Origin of the sequence: Staphylococcus sp. 2S1 (assembly GCF_046721335.1) — a bacterium.
GTDB lineage: Bacteria > Bacillota > Bacilli > Staphylococcales > Staphylococcaceae > Staphylococcus > Staphylococcus equorum_A.
In genome coordinates, this window is record NZ_JBEUUJ010000003.1 from 1,182,049 (window position 1) to 1,200,541 (window position 18,493).

The 18,493-nt window shown below is 33.8% G+C and carries 10 protein-coding genes and 5 pseudogenes; 11 read left to right on the top strand and 4 right to left on the bottom strand.

The window, feature by feature from the left end; genetic code table 11:
• Window positions 1-150: 150 nt before the first annotated feature.
• A complete protein-coding gene (locus ABLV90_RS06200; protein WP_460872354.1) occupies window positions 151-1,779 on the top strand; it encodes a ribulokinase in 1,629 nt (542 codons plus the stop codon).
• A gap of 80 nt (window positions 1,780-1,859) precedes the next feature.
• On the opposite strand, the pseudogene ABLV90_RS06205 reads toward ABLV90_RS06200, so the two are convergent.
• The 3 genes and pseudogenes from ABLV90_RS06205 to ABLV90_RS06215 all read right to left on the bottom strand — a co-directional run bounded on the left by ABLV90_RS06205 (window position 1,860) and on the right by ABLV90_RS06215 (window position 5,565).
• Window positions 1,860-3,085: pseudogene (locus ABLV90_RS06205) on the bottom strand (Nramp family divalent metal transporter).
• A 16-nt stretch (window positions 3,086-3,101) separates the two neighbouring features.
• Complete coding sequence (locus ABLV90_RS06210) at window positions 3,102-4,046, bottom strand: agmatinase family protein (RefSeq protein ID WP_069817760.1); 945 nt, start codon at window positions 4,044-4,046, stop codon at window positions 3,102-3,104.
• A 273-nt stretch (window positions 4,047-4,319) separates the two neighbouring features.
• Window positions 4,320-5,565: pseudogene (locus ABLV90_RS06215) on the bottom strand (Glu/Leu/Phe/Val family dehydrogenase).
• 284 nt (window positions 5,566-5,849) lie between these two features.
• Between ABLV90_RS06215 and ABLV90_RS06220 the strand changes: the two are divergent.
• Both ABLV90_RS06220 and mmuM read left to right on the top strand, forming a co-directional pair.
• Entirely contained in the window at window positions 5,850-7,187 is a 1,338-nt protein-coding gene (locus ABLV90_RS06220) for an amino acid permease (protein WP_460872356.1), read from the top strand.
• Window positions 7,188-8,090: a homocysteine S-methyltransferase gene (mmuM, locus tag ABLV90_RS06225; RefSeq protein ID WP_460872357.1), complete on the top strand. Its 903-nt coding sequence runs from the start codon at window positions 7,188-7,190 to the stop codon at window positions 8,088-8,090.
• Between the two features lie 87 nt (window positions 8,091-8,177).
• Here mmuM and ABLV90_RS06230 read toward each other — a convergent pair.
• Window positions 8,178-9,186 (bottom strand): annotated as a pseudogene (locus ABLV90_RS06230) (fatty acid desaturase).
• A gap of 419 nt (window positions 9,187-9,605) precedes the next feature.
• Here ABLV90_RS06230 and ABLV90_RS06235 point away from each other — a divergent pair.
• The 8 genes and pseudogenes from ABLV90_RS06235 (at window position 9,606) to ABLV90_RS06270 (ending at window position 18,400) form a co-directional block, all read left to right on the top strand.
• Window positions 9,606-10,091: an SRPBCC domain-containing protein gene (locus tag ABLV90_RS06235; RefSeq protein WP_069832574.1), complete on the top strand. Its 486-nt coding sequence runs from the start codon at window positions 9,606-9,608 to the stop codon at window positions 10,089-10,091.
• A gap of 862 nt (window positions 10,092-10,953) precedes the next feature.
• Window positions 10,954-11,910 carry an NAD-dependent epimerase/dehydratase family protein gene (locus tag ABLV90_RS06240; protein WP_069816931.1) on the top strand — a complete coding sequence of 319 codons (957 nt, stop codon included), beginning with the start codon at window positions 10,954-10,956 and terminating at the stop codon, window positions 11,908-11,910.
• A 382-nt stretch (window positions 11,911-12,292) separates the two neighbouring features.
• A pseudogene (locus ABLV90_RS06245) lies at window positions 12,293-13,370 on the top strand (branched-chain amino acid aminotransferase).
• A gap of 219 nt (window positions 13,371-13,589) precedes the next feature.
• On the top strand, window positions 13,590-14,570 hold the full coding sequence (locus tag ABLV90_RS06250; RefSeq protein ID WP_460872358.1) for an IS1182 family transposase: 981 nt from the start codon (window positions 13,590-13,592) through the stop codon (window positions 14,568-14,570).
• A complete protein-coding gene (locus ABLV90_RS06255; protein WP_460872359.1) occupies window positions 14,567-14,896 on the top strand; it encodes a transposase in 330 nt (109 codons plus the stop codon). The genes ABLV90_RS06250 and ABLV90_RS06255 overlap by 4 nt, the downstream gene beginning before the upstream one ends.
• Before the next feature lie 362 nt (window positions 14,897-15,258).
• Window positions 15,259-16,021, top strand: a pseudogene (locus ABLV90_RS06260) (SDR family oxidoreductase).
• Window positions 16,022-16,180: 159 nt separating this feature from the next.
• The gene (locus ABLV90_RS06265) at window positions 16,181-17,164 is read left to right on the top strand and encodes an aldo/keto reductase (protein ID WP_427707535.1); all 984 of its coding nucleotides are present in this window, start codon (window positions 16,181-16,183) and stop codon (window positions 17,162-17,164) included.
• A gap of 255 nt (window positions 17,165-17,419) precedes the next feature.
• Window positions 17,420-18,400 carry a ketoacyl-ACP synthase III gene (locus ABLV90_RS06270; RefSeq protein ID WP_427707538.1) on the top strand — a complete coding sequence of 327 codons (981 nt, stop codon included), beginning with the start codon at window positions 17,420-17,422 and terminating at the stop codon, window positions 18,398-18,400.
• Window positions 18,401-18,493 lie beyond the last annotated feature (93 nt).

Here is an 18,493-nt window from a genome sequence, read left to right on the forward strand (position 1 = left end):
TGAGCGTGATCATAATAGTGAGTATTAAATGGGGCGGGAAAACGAAATCAAATTTTGATTTCTGTCCCGCTCCCTTGTATTTTTGTAGAATCTTAATTATGATTTAAGAAAGCGCTTTCTATTGTATAGAAAGATCTGGAGGGTTAAAGTATGGCTTACAGTATAGGGATAGATTTTGGAACAGGTTCAGGTAGAGCTTTTCTTATAAATACAGAGAATGGTGAAATTGTAGAGCAATTTATTAAAACGTATACGCATGGCACGATAGAAGGAGCACTTGGTGGTCAAAAACTACCTCAAAGTTACGCATTACAAAATGCGAATGATTATTGGGAAGTCATTGAAGAAGGTATTCCGACTATTTTAGAAAAAGCACAAATTGCTGCAAATGACATTGTCGGAATCGGTATAGATTTCACATCGTCTACAGTGATTTTTGTGGATGAACATATGGAACCCCTTCATAATAAGCAAGGATTTAAAGATAATCCACACGCTTACGTCAAATTATGGAAGCATCATGGTGCGCAAGACGAGGCAGATGTATTATTTAAGACTGCGCTTGAAGAGAAAAATCGTTGGTTAGGCTACTATGGCTTTAATGTGAGTAGTGAGTGGATGATACCTAAGATTATGGAAGTAAACAATAAGGCACCTGAAGTGATAGCGGAGAGTGCGTATATTATGGAGGCGGGGGATTGGATTGTCAATCGACTCACTGATCAAAATGTCAGATCAAATTGTGGCTTAGGGTTTAAATCATTTTGGGAAGCGGACACAGGATTCCATTATGATTTGTTTGATAAAGTAGATAATGATTTATCTAAAATTGTAAGAGCGAAAGTGGAAGCACCAGTCGTTAATATTGGTGAAACTGTAGGTAAAGTTAGCCAGACAATGGCAGAAAAACTAGGACTTTCACCTGAAACAAAAGTCAGTCCGTTTATCATTGATGCGCATGCAAGTTTATTAGGGATAGGTTCAGAAAGAGATAAAGAGATGACTATGGTTATGGGTACAAGTACATGTCATTTAATGCTTAATAAAGAACAACATAAGGTACCTGGTATTTCTGGTTCAGTTAAAGGTGCTATTATTCCAGATCTTTATGCATACGAGGCAGGCCAAACTGCTGTAGGAGACTTATTTGAGTACGTGGCGAAACAGTCGCCATATGATGATGTCAAAGAAGCGAAGATACGCGACATTTCAATCTTTGAATTATTAAATGAGAAGGCCGCTAAACTTTATCCTGGTGAAAGTGGACTCATTGCGCTAGATTGGCATAACGGCAATAGAAGTGTACTCAGTGATAGTAATTTGAAAGGTTGCTTATTTGGCATGGGATTACATACGAAACACGAAGAAATTTACCGTGCATACATGGAGGCCACTGCATTTGGTACTAAAATGATTATGCAACAGTATGAAGGATGGCATATGGAAGTAGATCATGTATTTGCTTGTGGTGGTATACCTAAAAAGAATACATTACTCATGGATATCTATGCGAATGTACTGAACAAACGTGTGACGGTGATTGATAGTGAATATGCACCAACAATTGGTGCGGCTATTTTAGGTGCAATATGTGGTGGAGCGCATAAGGACTTTAGTGAGGCAGTCAAAGCAATGAAAGAACCCGTATTATACACTGTTGAACCTCAAGCAGATAAAGTGGAAATCTATAAAAAGTTATTTAACGCATATCAATCATTGCATGACCTACATGGCTATAAAAAAGCGAGCATTATGCGTGATGTTGCACAATTGATGTAAGCAGATTAAAGGTTTAATTAAAATAACCCGGAAACAATATATCAGTGATGATACGTTGCTTCTGGGTTATTGTTATAAAGTTAGCCTGAAATGAAACTTGTTATGGCATCGATCAAACTGTAGATACCTAAGAAGGAAACGGTTAAGACAACGAGTCCTCCGATAATATTGAGCCAGAGTGTATTTGCAAAGCGACCCATTAAATTTTTCTTATTAATAATAATAAAGATAAGTATTGCAACAAGAGGTAAAATCATACCATTTAATGCTTGCGCAATAAGTAAGACTTGAAGTGGTTCAAAGCCAAGTGCAGAAGTAATAATTCCAATAATGATAATCACGACAAAGACAAGTTTATACTTCTTACTTTGCATGCCGCCTTTCCAACCGAGCAGGCTACTAATGGTTGCGGCGGCACCCGTTGGAGAAGCAATGGCTGATGACAGACCTGCAGCGAATAATCCAATACTAATTGCTATAGGTGCAAGCATCGCCAAGTACAGGTTCTAATGGTCCTGCCAGTTGAATGACACTTGTAACTTCTTCACCTTTAATTAAAGTGGCAGCTGAAATTAAGATTGCAGCTGAAATTACACCGCCGACAGTAATTGAAATAATCGTATCCCAACGTGCAAATTTCAATTCCTTAACACCATTAAAACGTTCGTGCACGGCTGTTGAATGGATAAAAAAGTTATATGGCACAACGGTTGTACCGATTAGAGCGATCACAGTAAGAATAGAACCATCTGGTATCGTTGGAATGAAAGCACCTTTTAAAATGCCCATAACATCTGGTTTGATAGCAATCATGGTAGTGATAAATATTGCGCCCATGATAACCATAAGTATAAGCATAACTTTTTCTAAAAATTTATAGTTACCAAATAAGCCAATAAGTAATATAATAACGCCGATAACTGGAGCAACCCAGTTTTCAGGTAAATTAAGTAAGTATGATGCACCAAGTGAGGTTCCAATCAAGTCACCACTAATATAGGCAAGCACAACCAATAGTTACAGCAATGAGTGTGAACCACACGATGATCAGCTTACCGATTTTATGAGAGAATAAATCTTGAATTGCTTCTCCTAAACCTTCACGTGTAACGAGAGATAAACGAATAATCATTTCTTGTAACACAATTGTGGCGATGATTGAAAAGGCAACAGCCCATAGTAAACTATAGCCAAATCCTGCGCCACCTTGAGTCATGGTTGTTACTGTACCAGGGCCAATAAATGAAGCAGTGATAATCATCCCTGGACCAAGCGATCGTAAAATCTTACCCGTGTTTTTAAACATTTAACCACTCCTCAGATTATTTTAATTTATTTAAATAAGCGACGTGGCCAGCAAGTACATATAAGACTGCTGTAGAAACGAAATGGGCAGAATTCTGATTGGCATCTTTCATAGGATAAACTTCTACATAATCCATACCACAAAGGCCGAGGGCGCCAAATTCGTGGATCATCGTTAATAATTCATAGGACGTGAGACCATTGCCATCGACAGGTCCGCCTGGATTATAAGCAAAATCTAATACGTCACTACATATTGTTAAATACACAACATCTACATCGGCACTTGCTTGAGCGTAAATGTCACGGGCAAACTGTTTTATATTATTTGATTCACGAATATCATTTATTGTTATCGTCACTGCACCGGCTTCTTCAGCGTAACGTCCTGTTGAAGGATGATTTCTCGGGCCATGAATTCCTGTGTGAATAATACTTTCGTTACGTACACCCTCTGTTTCATAAAGTCTCATGAAAGGTGTATTACGGGCATAAGCTTCACCTTCATAATCTGGCATATTATCATAATGTGCATCTAAATGAATGATACCTACTTTTTTACCAGTTTCTGTTAATGATTTAAGAATAGGATAAGTGACACCATGTTCGCCGCCAAAGCCAACTAAGAATTTTTCACTTTCCCATAGTTTTTTAGTGAAATCTGTAATGTTATCATAGCTTTCTTTATTGTCATGAGCGACAAATGGTACATCCCCGACATCTCCCATAGATAAGTGTTCACTAATATCAATGTGGTTTAATTCAGGTAGATATTGACTGTACCGTGCAGAGGACAGTCTAATTTGCTTTGGACCAAGTTCTACGCCTGTATAATCTCCCCAAGTGCTTTCGCCTTCAAAAGGTACCCCATATACAATTACATCTGTATCTAAGGTATTTGATTGATTTAAATTTTTACTATTTAAAAAACATGGTGTATTCCCATAAATGTTATTTTTCATAATTTATATCCTCCCCTTTATTGTAAATAATTATATAGAGTATTTTTTTATTTTTCAAATAAATCAGAAAATTTAATAATTTACTAATTGAAAATATATATGAATTAGAGAGTCATTTATAAATTTTTATTAGATTATAAAGAAGAAAGGTTGGATAAAAGGGGATGAATTTTTTTGAAAGCTGTATAGATAAATATAATAATAAAAAGCCACACCAATGAAGGTGTAGCTTTTGAAAAGACAATGCTGATCACATTGATATATTGTGAAAATTTATGCCCAACCACGGAAACGTGTAGCTTCAGCTGTACGTTTGATACCTACAACATAGGCAGCTAAACGCATATCCAATTTTCTACTTTCAGCTAAGTCATAGATTTTATTGAATGCTTCTACCATTTTTTCGCGGAGTAGACTGTTTATTTCTTCTTCAGACCAATAATAACCTTGATTATTTTGTACCCACTCGAAGTAAGAAACAGTTACACCACCAACACTCGCAAGTACATCAGGTATAAGTAAGACACCGCGTTCTGTTAATATACGTGTCGCTTCTTTTGTCGTAGGACCGTTCGTCGCTTCTGCAACGATGCTTGCTTTAATGTCATGTGCATTGTCTTCAGTAATTTGATTTGATAATGCGACTGGGATAAGAATATCGCAGTCGACTTCAAATAATGCTTTATTAGGGATTACGCCCTCAAATAAGTGTGTAACACGGCCATGTTTTTCTTTAAGCTCTACAAGCTCGTCCACATCTAAACCATCTGGATCGTGTAAAGCACCATAACTTTCAGAAATAGCTACAATTTTTGCACCCATGTCATGTAGAATTTTGGCAATAAAACTACCGGCGTTACCAAACCCTTGAATCGCAACACGAGAACCTTTGATATCAATGTTTCTACGTTTTGTCGCTTCTTCAATAGTAATCACAGCACCAAGCGCAGTGGCACGATTACGACCTTCTGAACCACCTAAAGAGAGTGGTTTACCAGTGATGAATGCAAAAGCGTTAGAGCGATTAATTTTACTATACTCATCCATCATCCAAGACATGATTTGTGGATTTGTATAAACATCTGGTGCTTGGGATATCACTCGCAGGACCTACGAATTGTGATATAGCTCTAACAAAACCACGAGATAGACTTTCAAGTTCTTGATTACTCATTTGACGTGGGTCACAGATGACACCGCCTTTACCGCCACCAAATGGTAAGTTCGTAATACCACATTTCATCGTCATCCACATTGCAAGTGCCTTAACTTCTTCTTTATTTACATCAGGGTGGAAACGTACGCCACCTTTGGTAGGACCAACAGAATGATTATGTTGTGCACGGTAACCGGTAAAAGTTTTAACAGTGCCATCATCCATGCGGACGGGTATACGGACTTCTAGTATTCTTAAAGGCTCTTTGATTAAATCATACATACCATCGTCAAAGCCTAATTTATGTAATGCTTCTTTTGTAATTTCTTGGGTAGATTTCACTAAGTCGTTATGTTCTGTCATTATATTTTCCCCTCTATCTATTACTTATAATATTTATACTTACTTATCTATAAATGTTATAGACTTTACGACTGAAAATCAATACTAGAGATTGAATTTTTACAAAAGTTTGAAAATTCAGTGAATAATTAGGCAAAATTCTTTTTAAAAACTAAAGAATAATTAAAGTCAATGTATGAAATAGCAATGAATTGAGAAAAAACGTATTGACTAAATTTTCAGAAATCAATAGAATGAATAATTATATTTAAAATGAGTAGAACTTGAAGATAAGGAGAACATTAATGGAACAACCATCATTTAAACGTGCAATGAAACAACGTCATCTTATGTTACTTAGCTTTGGTGGTGTTATTGGAACAGGATTATTTTTAAGTTCTGGATATACTTTGCAACAAGCAGGTCCATTTGGAACGGTACTATCTTATTTAATTGGTTCGATTTTAGTTTATCTCGTTATGTTATGTCTAGGTCAATTAGCAATCAAACATCCTGTTACAGGCGGATTTCATACATATGCAAGTCTTTACATTCATCCATCTGTTGGATATATCGTAGCATGGTTTTATTGGTTAACTTGGACTGTAGCATTAGGTTCTGAATTTACAGCTGTGGGTATTTTGATGCAGAAATGGATGCCTGAAATTCCCGTTTATATTTTTGCTACGATTGCAATTATATTAATTTTATTATTTAATGTCATATCGACACGGTTTTACGCAGAAGTTGAATTTTATTTTTCTTTAGTAAAAGTTATTGCGATTATCGTATTTATAATTTTAGGTCTTTTAGTAATTATCGGATTTATTCACTACGATGGTTATGAAGGTTTAAACACAATTGCACATAGATATACGAATCCTACTTTTCCTAATGGGATAGGTTCTGTGTTTTTAACAATGCTAGCTGTGAATTATGCATTTAGTGGCACTGAATTAATCGGCATTGTCGCTGGTGAAACAGAGAATCCTGAAAAAGTAATACCCAAAGCGATTAGAGCAACGTTATGGCGTCTTATTGTCTTTTTTATAGGTACAATGGTTATTATTTCTATTTTAATACCGAGCTATCAAGGGAAGTCATTAGAAAGTCCATTTGTTGTTATTTTTCAGAAAATGGGAATCCCTTATGCGAGTGACATTATGAATTTAGTGATTATAACAGCTTTGTTATCTGCAGCTAATTCAGGGTTATATGTTGCGAGTAGAATGATTTGGAGTTTATCGAATGAAGGTGTATTTCCTAAATGGTTTGGAAAGCTAAATAAACATCATATGCCAGTGAATGCAACATTATTTAGCATGATCGGTGGGTTATTGGCTTTATTTTCTAGCGTATATGCAGCAGATTCATTATATGTAATCCTAGTTTCAATTGCTGGTTTAGCAGTTGTTATCGTGTGGATGAGTATCTGTATTGCATATTTTAATGCTAAAAAAATTGACCAAAGCTTAAAAGTACATCAATCGATTCCAATTATTGGATTTATATTATGCTTAGTTTCTTGTGTTGGAATGCTTTTTGATTCTAATCAAGCACCTGCACTTTATTTCGGGCTACCATTTGCGGCGATTGCGTTAATTTATTACTTTATTAAATTTAATAAGAAAAGAGGAGTATAGATGAGACTGTTAGAAAAAGTAAAAACACAATCTCCAATTGTCTTAGATGGCGGACTAGCAACTACATTAGAACAAGCTGGTTGTAATTTGAATTCTTCGTTATGGTCTAGTGAAGTACTGAGACATCAACCAACTAAAATAAAGCAAGCACATCAAGATTTTACACATGCGGGTGCCGACATTATTTTAACAAGTACATATCAAGCAAGTTACCAAACATTTAAAGATATAGGAATGCGGGATGAGGAAATTGATGGCCTTTTTACAGTAGCGGTAGAGCAAGTTATGGATGCAACAAATAATAATCAAGTGATTGTAGGTAGTTTAGGTCCATATGGTGCATATTTAAGCGATGGCTCTGAATATACAGGGGATTATGAAATAAGCCGAGAAGCCTATTTTAAATTTCATGAACAACGTATAAACGCTTTGATTTCAAGAGGAATAAATGATTTTGTGTTTGAAACTGTTCCTAATTTTGAAGAGATTCAAGCAATTGTAGAAAATATTATACCGAGTTATACAGAGGAGCAAACATTTTGGCTCTCTGTAACTGTCGATGACACAGGAAATTTATCAGATGGAACAGATTTTGAGCAGCTGATTGATTATATAAAAGATATGCAATCTATTATTCCTATTTTTGGTATTAATTGTTCTTCAGTTAAAGGAATCAATCGATCATTGGACAAAGGATTAGCTAGTTTGAGTCAGACAATTGCGCTGTATCCTAATGGAGGTTCTCATTATAATGCGGATAGCAAAGAATGGGAAAATAATGCTAACAGTGATGAAATTATTGAACAAGTTCCGAAGTGGTTAGTGGAAGGTGTTCAAATTATAGGGGGCTGTTGTCAAACAACACCAGAGGACATTAAAAAGATTAAATATAGCATGAGTTAACCAAAAATGAAGCTTCAAAATAAGAAAAGGAGAAGTGCTTGGGTTAACAAGCATTTCTCCTTTATTGTTTATTTGAATATTAAATGTTTATGATGGTTGTTTATTTCTAAGTGAAAATTCTTTGAAAGTGATAAAGCGTTTATGACTTTTATCATATAATTTGAATTTTAACGATGTCAGACTTTCTCTAAGCGTAATAGATGTTGCATGATGCAGTGGTGTAACAGTTTCATGAGTTTCCTCTAAAGAGTAGTTTGGAATTCTAGGATTCAAATGATGTACATGATGATAACCTATGTTTCCTGTAACCCAATGTAGAACTTTTGGTAATTTATAGTATGAACTACCATCGATGGTCGCTTTTACATAGTCCCATTCAGAAGCTTCTTCGAAATAAGAATCTTCAAATGTATGTTGGATGTAAAACAACCAAATACCTAACATGCCGGCAATGAAGATCATTGGTGCAAATACTGCAAAGAAATGACCTACGCCTAATAGATAAATTAGACCACCGTATACGACTAATAATAAAATATTGTTCATCCAAGTGTTGATGCGTTCTTTCTTTTTAGCGTCTTTTGAATTAAATCGATTAGAAATAAATACTAAGAAAAACGGTCCTAATACAAACATGACAAGTGGATTACGATAAATTCTATACGTTAAACGTTGGAATTTAGATGCTTCTGTATATTCTTCTACCGTCATAACCCAGATATCACCGATACCACGTTTTTCTAGATTACCACTACCAAGCATGGTGAATTAAATGTTCTCTACGCCATTTTCTATAAGGGAAGAGTGTAAGGAAACCAGTTACGTTTCCGAGTAAATCATTGTGCTTTTGTTTTTTTAAATATGATCCATGACAAGCATCGTGAAAAATGATGAAAGTTCTAATTAAAAATATTGATGCGAATATACTACTAATAATTGCTAATGACCAATGCACATTATATAAAAGTCCACTTACTACTAAAATTGCAATAAGGGGAAGTAATGTATTTATAATTTGTATTGTACTTTTCGTGTAGTTTGTTTTTGCGAAAGGTTTTACCATTTTGTTCAACATCTTTTTCTTATCTTTTTCCATATACACCTAACTTTCTTTTACTGAATAAGTTGAAAATAGAGTACATACTCTCACCAGTATTTCACTAAGTGTATATAAATAGAGAGCGATTTACAAACATTTATACAAAAAAATTGAAAAATTTAAAATAATGAGAAATTTGAAAACGCAAAAGATGCGTCTAATAAGGGATTGAAGAGAAAAACATAGGTAAATTAAATTTGCTGTTGCAGATAATTAAATGGTCATGGATAGCGCCATTTCAGTTTTTCTTACCCATATTAAATTTTGTTAAGACATATAATAAATATATGTAAATTAGTAATATTTTATAACGGAAAAGGGTAAAATGTATTAAATAAACATAGATAAATTATCATGGAGGATTACAAATTTCAGTTTTCTTAAATGGTTTTTAAATTGAGAGGGGAACTTTAAACATGGAAGCACAGTATTCAAAAGATGGACAAGGAGTTTATCAAACATTGAAAATAAATATAGATGCAGATAAGGAAGCAATATTTAATTATCTGAGTACTACTGAAGGCATACAGCAATGGTTTCCGCAACTGTCATTTGAAACACGTGAAGTGCATGGCAAAATGTATTTTCATTTAGAGGAAGAAGATGATTTAGAAATGACAATCACACATTTTGAAGAAAATAAGGTTGTTGGCTTTACATGGGACATTGGTACTGTGAAGTTTGAATTAAATAGAAAGAATCAGCAAACGGAACTTACATTTATTGAATATTTACCATTTGAATTTCCGCACATCATCTTAGATTTTGCGGGTTGGCAATTCCATATGGAAAGTATAAAAAGTATTGCAGAAACAGGAAAACCGCTAAATTCTCAAGATTATGATTTTGATAGTAAGAATGAAACTATTGAAGCGCAATTAAAGCTAGAAAATGAAAAGTAAAAAGAGCTATTTATTGCATACAAAAAAGACGATCTTATAAACAAAAGGTCGTCTTTTAAATATATTTGGATATTCAAATCATTTCAAGTTTAGATAAATGAACCTACATTGCTATTAGAATCCAAATAATACCTATTAAAACGAGAACACTGAAAACAAGTAACACGATGCCTAAGGTTAATACTTTATGTGACTGTTGTTTTACACCTATTCTTTCGTTTTCACTACGTTTCGCTTGTTTACTTTGGTCAATTTCAGCTTTACTTTCTTTTAAAAAAATAACTTAAAACTAATGACATGATTAAAACAGCGAATAAAATAATGATTAAATAAGTCATTATGTCATCCCTCTCACTGCATATTTATTTGTTAATAATATCAGTTATTGTTCAAAATATACATTAAAGTACTTGTTATTGAAGTAAATTTTGTGAAGGTGTATAGGGACCGAGGCATCTATATTAACAAGATACTAAATACTATGTTTGCATAGCTAATGTACGGAACTTAATTATAAAATTTATATAATCTAATAATATAGTTTATAAGACGCTTTTATTTTCATTGCTAAAGTGATTAAAACGATATTGGCAAAAGTTTTGTACATTGATGCACTAACCCCCTCGCTATTAATGTTAGCAAGGGGGTTTTTACATTTGAAATAATTTAATTCTAAAGGGTATGCGCTTTTACGACCTTGAAATAAGCGTATTTTTAAATTTAACAAAATAAAATATATAAAAAGTGTACACTCAATGTATACAATAAAGCGCTTTTATTGTATAATTTAGTTGAAAATAAGGACTGTGTACGCACGAGAAAAACATTACAGTTTCTGTAATGCACAAGGGGAGATAGAAATATGAAAAAAATTATGATTACAGGTGCTTTAGGACAAATTGGAACTGAACTCGTAGTAAAATGTAGAATGTTATATGGAAATGATAATGTTTTAGCTACAGATATTAAACAACCAGAAACAGATTCAGCGATTGTAGATGGGCCGTTTGAAATATTAGATGTTACTGATAAAGCGCGTATGTCTGAGTTAGTTGAGACATTTAAGCCAGATACAATGATGCATATGGCGGCATTATTGTCAGGCGTTGCTGAAAAGAATCCATTATTTGCTTGGGATTTAAATATGGGTGGTTTAATGAACGCTTTAGAAACAGCACGTGAATACAAATTACAATTCTTTACACCAAGTTCAATTGGCGCATTTGGACCTTCAACACCTAAAGTAAATACACCGCAAGTAACGATTCAACGACCAACATCTATGTATGGAGTTAATAAAGTTGCCGGCGAGTTATTATGTCAGTATTATTTCGACAAATTTGGTGTCGACACACGCAGTGTTAGATTCCCAGGTTTAGTTTCCCATATAAAAGAACCAGGTGGCGGTACGACAGACTATGCGGTAGATATTTATTTTAAAGCTGTGAGAGAAGGTCATTATACTAGCTTTATCGAAAAAGACACATATATGGATATGATGTATATGGAAGATGCAATAGATGCCATCATTCAACTTATGGAAGCGGACGGTGTTAAATTAATTAATCGTAATGCATATAATTTAAGTGCAATGAGTATTGAACCAGAAATGGTAAAAGAAGCGATTCAAGAATTTTATCCAGAGTTCCAATTGGAATATGATGTGGATCCAGTAAGACAGTCTATCGCTAATAGTTGGCCAAACAGTATAGATGTTAGCTGTGCACGCGCAGAATGGGGATTTAATCCGCAATATGATTTAACTAAAATGACTCAAACGATGTTAAAGGCTATCGAAGATAAAGAAACAGTAAGATAATCTAACCTAAAGCCCTCATTCATACAGTAGTGGGGCTCAGAGTGTCAACAAAGTCTCAGGCTTTGTTGACATTTTTTGTGCACTTTCCACGGCACAGCTTCATCCTGTAGTATTTGGCTCTTAACGAGTTAGGGTTGGCCCAAATCTCTGCCATTTTTAAAACCAAAAATAACAAACCATTTATCAATATGTGCATAGGTATTGTTGATATGCGGGTGTTTTATAGACAAGTTGAGATATTATTAATCACAAAATACTTTTGAAAATAAATCGTGTGCATTTTTAGTATATTTTAAATTATTTGAAAATTATTGAACAGTGCCCTGTGGATTGGTATAATTTAAAGTAATACTTTAGGAAATAGCATTAGGAGGAAAAAATCATGTCAGAAAAAATTGAATTTGTACAACGAGAAACACTTAAAGAAAAACCGGATCCAAATGGTTTAGGTTTTGGAAAATACTTCACAGATTATATGTTAAGTTTCGACTACGATATTGATCAAGGATGGCATGATTTAAAGATTGTGCCTTATGGTCCAATTGAACTTTCTCCAGCTGACTCAAGCACTTCATTATGGGCAAGCTGTATTTGAAGGCTTAAAAGCATATAAACATGATGGCGAAGTTGATTTATTCCGTCCGTCTGAGAACTTTAAACGTATTAATGACTCTTTATCACGTTTAGATATGCCGAAAGTTGATGAAGAAGTTGTTTTAGAAGGTCTAAAACAATTAGTAGATATCGAACGTGACTGGGTACCAGAGGGTGAAGGCCAATCACTTTACATACGCCCGTACGTTTTCGCGACTGAAGGCATATTAGGCGTACGTCCTTCATACTCTTATAAATTACTTATCATTTTATCACCATCAGGTTCTTATTATGGTGGCGAGTCATTAAGCCCAACTAAGATTTATGTAGAAGATGAATATGTACGTGCTGTTCGCGGTGGCGTAGGTCACGCTAAAGTTGCAGGTAACTATGCGGCAAGTTTATTAGCACAAACAAATGCTTCTGCACAAGGTTACGACCAAGTACTTTGGTTAGATGGTGTAGAGCAAAAATATGTAGAAGAAGTAGGTAGTATGAACATCTTCTTCGTAGAGAATGGCAAACTTGTAACGCCAGAATTAAACGGTAGTATTTTACCTGGTATCACACGTAAAACAGTCATTGAATTAGCCGGCAATTTAGGCTATGAAGTTGAAGAACGTCGTGTATCGATTGATGAATTGATTGAATCACATAATAAAGGTGAATTAACTGAAGTATTCGGTACAGGTACTGCGGCAGTTATTTCTCCAGTAGGCCAATTGAAATATGGCGAAACTGAAATTGTGATTAATAACAATGAAACTGGTAAAATCACGCAAGACTTATATAACAACTACACTGGTATCCAAAGCGGTAAACTTGAAGACCCACAAGGTTGGAGAGTCGTAGTACCAAGATATTAATAGCTAATCAAAAGGCGCTTCTTTTTTAAAAGAAGCGCCTCAGAGTGTCGACAAAGTCTCCGACTTTGTTGGCACTTTTTTGTGCACGCTTTCCGCGGGCACAGCCTCAGCCTGTAGTCTTCGGCTAGTGCTTTTCCCGCAGGAGTCGGCACAAATTACTGCCATTTTTTAAACAAAAATAATATAATATATTTAAATTAAACAGTGGTGGTGTTTGTAATGTTGAATAAATCAATCGATAAAAGAGATCAATATGAAATGATTTCAATATCGGAATTAGTTCCTAGTAATCACTTATTACGTAGAGTAGATAGTATATTGGATTTAAATTTCATTTATGAACTTGTCGAAGACAAATATTGTCTTGATAATGGAAGACCATCAATTGATCCTGTAATTTTAGTTAAGATATTACTTATTCAAAGATTATTTGGAATAAAGTCAATGAGACAAACGATAAAAGAAATAGAAACGAACGTAGCTTACCGTTGGTATTTAGGTTATAGCTTTTTAGATAAAGTACCTCATTTCGGTACATTTAGTAAAAACTATACACGTCGTTTTCATGATACAGATTTATTTGAACAAATATTTGAAAGAATTCTTAAAATCGCAATCAAAAATAATTTAATAGATCATTCATCTTTATTCATTGATTCAACACATATAAAGGCAAACGCAAATAAAAATAAATATATAACTGAATTAGTGAAAAAAGATTCACTTCATTTCCAAGAAGAATTAGATAATGAAATTAATGAACAAAGATTATCTCAAGGAAAAAAGCCTATAAAAAAGAAAAAGAAGGAGGAATACAAAAGTAAAAAAGTAAGTACGACTGATCCAGACTCTGGTTACTATGTAAAAGGAGAACGCGAAAAACAATTTGCTTATAGCTTACATGCTTGCGTAGATAGAAACGGCTTTATCATCGATAAACACGTGACACCTGGTAATGTTCATGATAGTACACAACTCAAAACAATGATTGAAAGATTAGAAGTGAAAAATATGTTGCCAATCACATTAGCTGTTGATTCTGGATATAAAACACCTTTTAACGCGCATTACTTACTTGAAAAAACGATTATCCCAGCAATGCCTTACACGATAAAGGAAAACCAGGTTATTTTAGAACTAAGGATTTCATCTACGATGAATACTATGATAATTATATTTGTCCTAACGATGAAACATTGATATTTAAACGAACAATGCCAACAGGTCACAGATTGTATGTATCCAATCCTAATAAATGCCGTCATTGTCCTTTGTTAAATCAATGTACAGAGAGTAAAGATGCTATCAAACAAATAAGACGACACGTATGGCAAAATGATTTAGATATAGTTGAAGATTTGAGATTTGTTGATACTATAAAAACTCAATATAAATTGCGAAGCCAAACAATTGAAAGAAGATTTGGAGATGCAAAAGAGCAACATGGTATGAGATGGACACGATATAGAGGTATAAAAAAAGTTTCCATGGATACCACGCTGATTTGTGCTTGCCATGAATCTTAAGAAAATGGCAATGTGGCTCATAAAAGGGCCAGAAATGGTCTGAAAGACCACTTTTTATTTTTAAAATTACGCTATATTTATAAAAAAATAAACCAAATGCCTTTACAGCAAATGGTTTGTCTACGTTCTGAGGCGCTTCTTTTTTAAAAGAAGCGCCTTTTATGTTTTATATATCTAGTCATTCAAATTGTTTTGTCTGTTTTTCAATATATGATGTCAGCCATACTTAGAAAGCTTATTTTTGTCTCCATTTAGATACGATAGAATATGATATTTTCGCATTTTCCTAAACAAACTTTATTGTTAGACGTATGCTAAAAAAACGACTACACTGATTAAACTTATGTAGAGGAGTGTGCAAAATGGATATAAAGAATAATACAATACTTATCACTGGTGGTGCTTCTGGTATAGGACTTCAGTTCACTAAAAAGTTTTATGAAAATGATAATAAAATTATTATATGTGGACGTAATACTGAAAAATTAAAAAGTATTCAAGAACAATTTCCAGAAATAACAACGAAGAAATGTGATATATCTAGTGCTGAAGAACGTTTGGATTTATATCATTGGGTAATTCAAAATTATTCGGATATTAACGTACTCGTAAATAATGCTCGGTATCCAAAACCGTTTTGATATTTTAAAAACCAATGCTACAACGAATTGGGAGAACTTAAATACAGAAATAAAATCCAATTTTGAAGCAACGGTTCAACTTTCAACATTATTTAGCCAATACTTTTCTGATAAAACAACAAATTCAAATATAATTAATGTTTCTTCGGGACTTGCTTTCTCACCTATGGCAATTGCGCCAATCTATTCAGCGACCAAAGCCGCAGTACATTCATTTACAGTTAGTTTAAGACATCAATTGTCGAACACAAATACAAGTGTTTATGAGGTTATTCCTCCCGCATTAAATACTGATTTAGGCGGGGAGAATATTCATACTTCTGGTGCGGATCCTGTAGATTTTATTAATGAAATTTTTGATGGTTTAGTTCAAGGAAAGAATGAAATTGGATATGGCTCATCTAAAAAACGCCTTCAAATGTCAAAAGAAGCATTAGATGATTATGCAGAAGAAATGTATCATACTTTGAAAAATACAATATAACTTTAATTTATATAAAGATATAAATTAACAGTAAATGTTTATTGTTTTTGCGAATAAAGGGTAAAGAACATGTGTAAAACATAGAAGTATATAAAAATGTAATTAAGTATATGAATAGAAATGGTAAGCTATTTTTAATTTTAAGGGGAGGAAAATTTTATGAAATATCGCGAGTTAGGTAATACGGGCATGATGATCAGTGAAGTTAGTTTTGGCACATGGGCAATAGGTGGTGCATGGGGTAAAACAAATGATGAAGATGCATTAAGTGCTTTAGAGTATGCAATTGATCAAGGCGTGAATTTCTTTGATACAGCTGATGTCTATGGAGACGGTCATAGTGAAGAATTATTAGCCAAGGCGACTGCGGGTAAAGAAGATGAAATATATATTGCAACAAAATTCTGTCGACAAGGAGATATTGCTGACCCACAAAATTATAGTTATGAAACGGTAAAATCATACTGTGAAGACAGTCTGCGTCGATTAAACAGAGATACAATAGATTTGTTTCAAATCCATTGCCCTGCTACTGAAATTTTAAAGGAAGGCAGTGTGTTTAAAGTATTAGACCAATTAAAAGAAGAAGGTCTCATAAGACATTATGGGGTGAGTGTTGAGTCAATTGAAGAAGGTTTAATATGTTTAGAATATCCTAATGTAGCAAGCTTGCAGGTTATTTTTAATATGTTCCGCCAAAAACCATTAGAGGAATTAATTCCTAAAGCTTACCAACAAGGTGTAGGTATCATTACGAGAGTGCCACTTGCAAGTGGATTGTTGACAGGAAAATTTACAGCGAAAACTCAATTTGCTGAAGATGATCATCGTAAATTCAATGAAAATGGCGAAGCTTTTAATGTAGGCGAAACATTTTCAGGATTAGGTTTTCAAAAAGGGGTAGAATTATCTGATCAACTAACATGGATTAAAGAAGGTCGTCCTTCTATGGCAAGTGCGGCATTAAGATGGATTTTAGATGCTAAAGAAATATCTTGTATTAATCCAGGATTTAGAAATGTGACACAAGTGAAACAAAATTTAGAGGCATTAGATACTAAATCTTTCACAGAGGACGAAAAGTTAAAAATTAAAAACTTTTACAAAGAAAAAGTCGAAGATTCTATCATGGGTACTTATTAATAAATTAAATTGGCAGTGGCTGACTGAATTGAAAATGCACTTATTCTAGTCATTCTTTCCGGGGTGGGACGACGAAATCTTATTAGAAAAATTAGATTTCTTTCCCCGCTCCTTTTTGTATTAAATGGTTTATGTAAAAATGTAATTAGACTAATATTTTATTGTAAAATCATTTTATTTCACAAATAAAAACAGTATTATAAATAATATAAAATATTATAATTAAATAAAAATTGGATGAAAGGATTTGTTTAGATGCATTCACTTGCCAAAATAACTGCACAAGGTTCATATGTACCAGAAAAAGTCATGGATAATCAAGATTTTGAAAAAATTGTAGAGACTTCAGATGAATGGATACAACAAAGAACTGGTATTGTAGAAAGAAGAATTACAAATGAAGATGAGTATACAAGTGATATCAGCTATAAAGCAATTCTTGATCTACAAGAGAAATATCAAGTAGATTTAAAAGATGTAGATATGATTGTAAATGCAACATTAACGCCAGATTATAAAACGCCAAGTGTCGCATCTTACGTGCAAGCTAAACTAGGATTGAAAAATGCAGGCGCACTGGATATTAACGCCGCATGTGCTGGATTTGCATATGGACTTAATATAGCGAATGGACTCATTACTTCTGGACAAAATAAAAAAGTGTTGGTTATTGGGTCAGAAACATTATCAAAAATCACTGACTACACGGATCGTAATACGTGTATATTATTTGGTGATGGTGCTGGTGCTTTTTTAGTAGAATATAGTGAAGACGATACTAGTTTTATAGCAAGTAGTGCCGGATCAGATGGTGATAAAGGACATAACTTATATTGCTCAGAATTGTCTGATGCAATGTTTGATGAGGATTTAGAAAATCCAGGTTATATTGTTCAAAATGGCCGTGGTGTTTATAAATGGGCAGTTGGTAATGTACCAAAAATTATTAATGAGACTCTAAATAAAGCAGATATCAATAAAGAAGATTTAGATTGGTTTGCCCCACATAGTGCTAACGCTAGAATGATAGAATCAATTTGTGATAAATCTGGTATAGAAAAAGAGAAAGCATTGATGAGCCTTAAATACTATGGCAATACGTCATCTGCTACGATTCCGCTATCTATAGACTTAGCAGTTAAAGAGAATAAATTGAAAAAAGGCGATTTAATTTTATTAGTTGGATTTGGTGGTGGCTTAGCTTACGCATCAACTTTAATCAGATGGACAATCTAGAAGCGCCTCTCAAAAAATTTTTAAATATAAAAAGAACATTATCGTCTTAGGAACACCAGATTAAAATAACAAGCTAGTTAAATTTTTATTTTT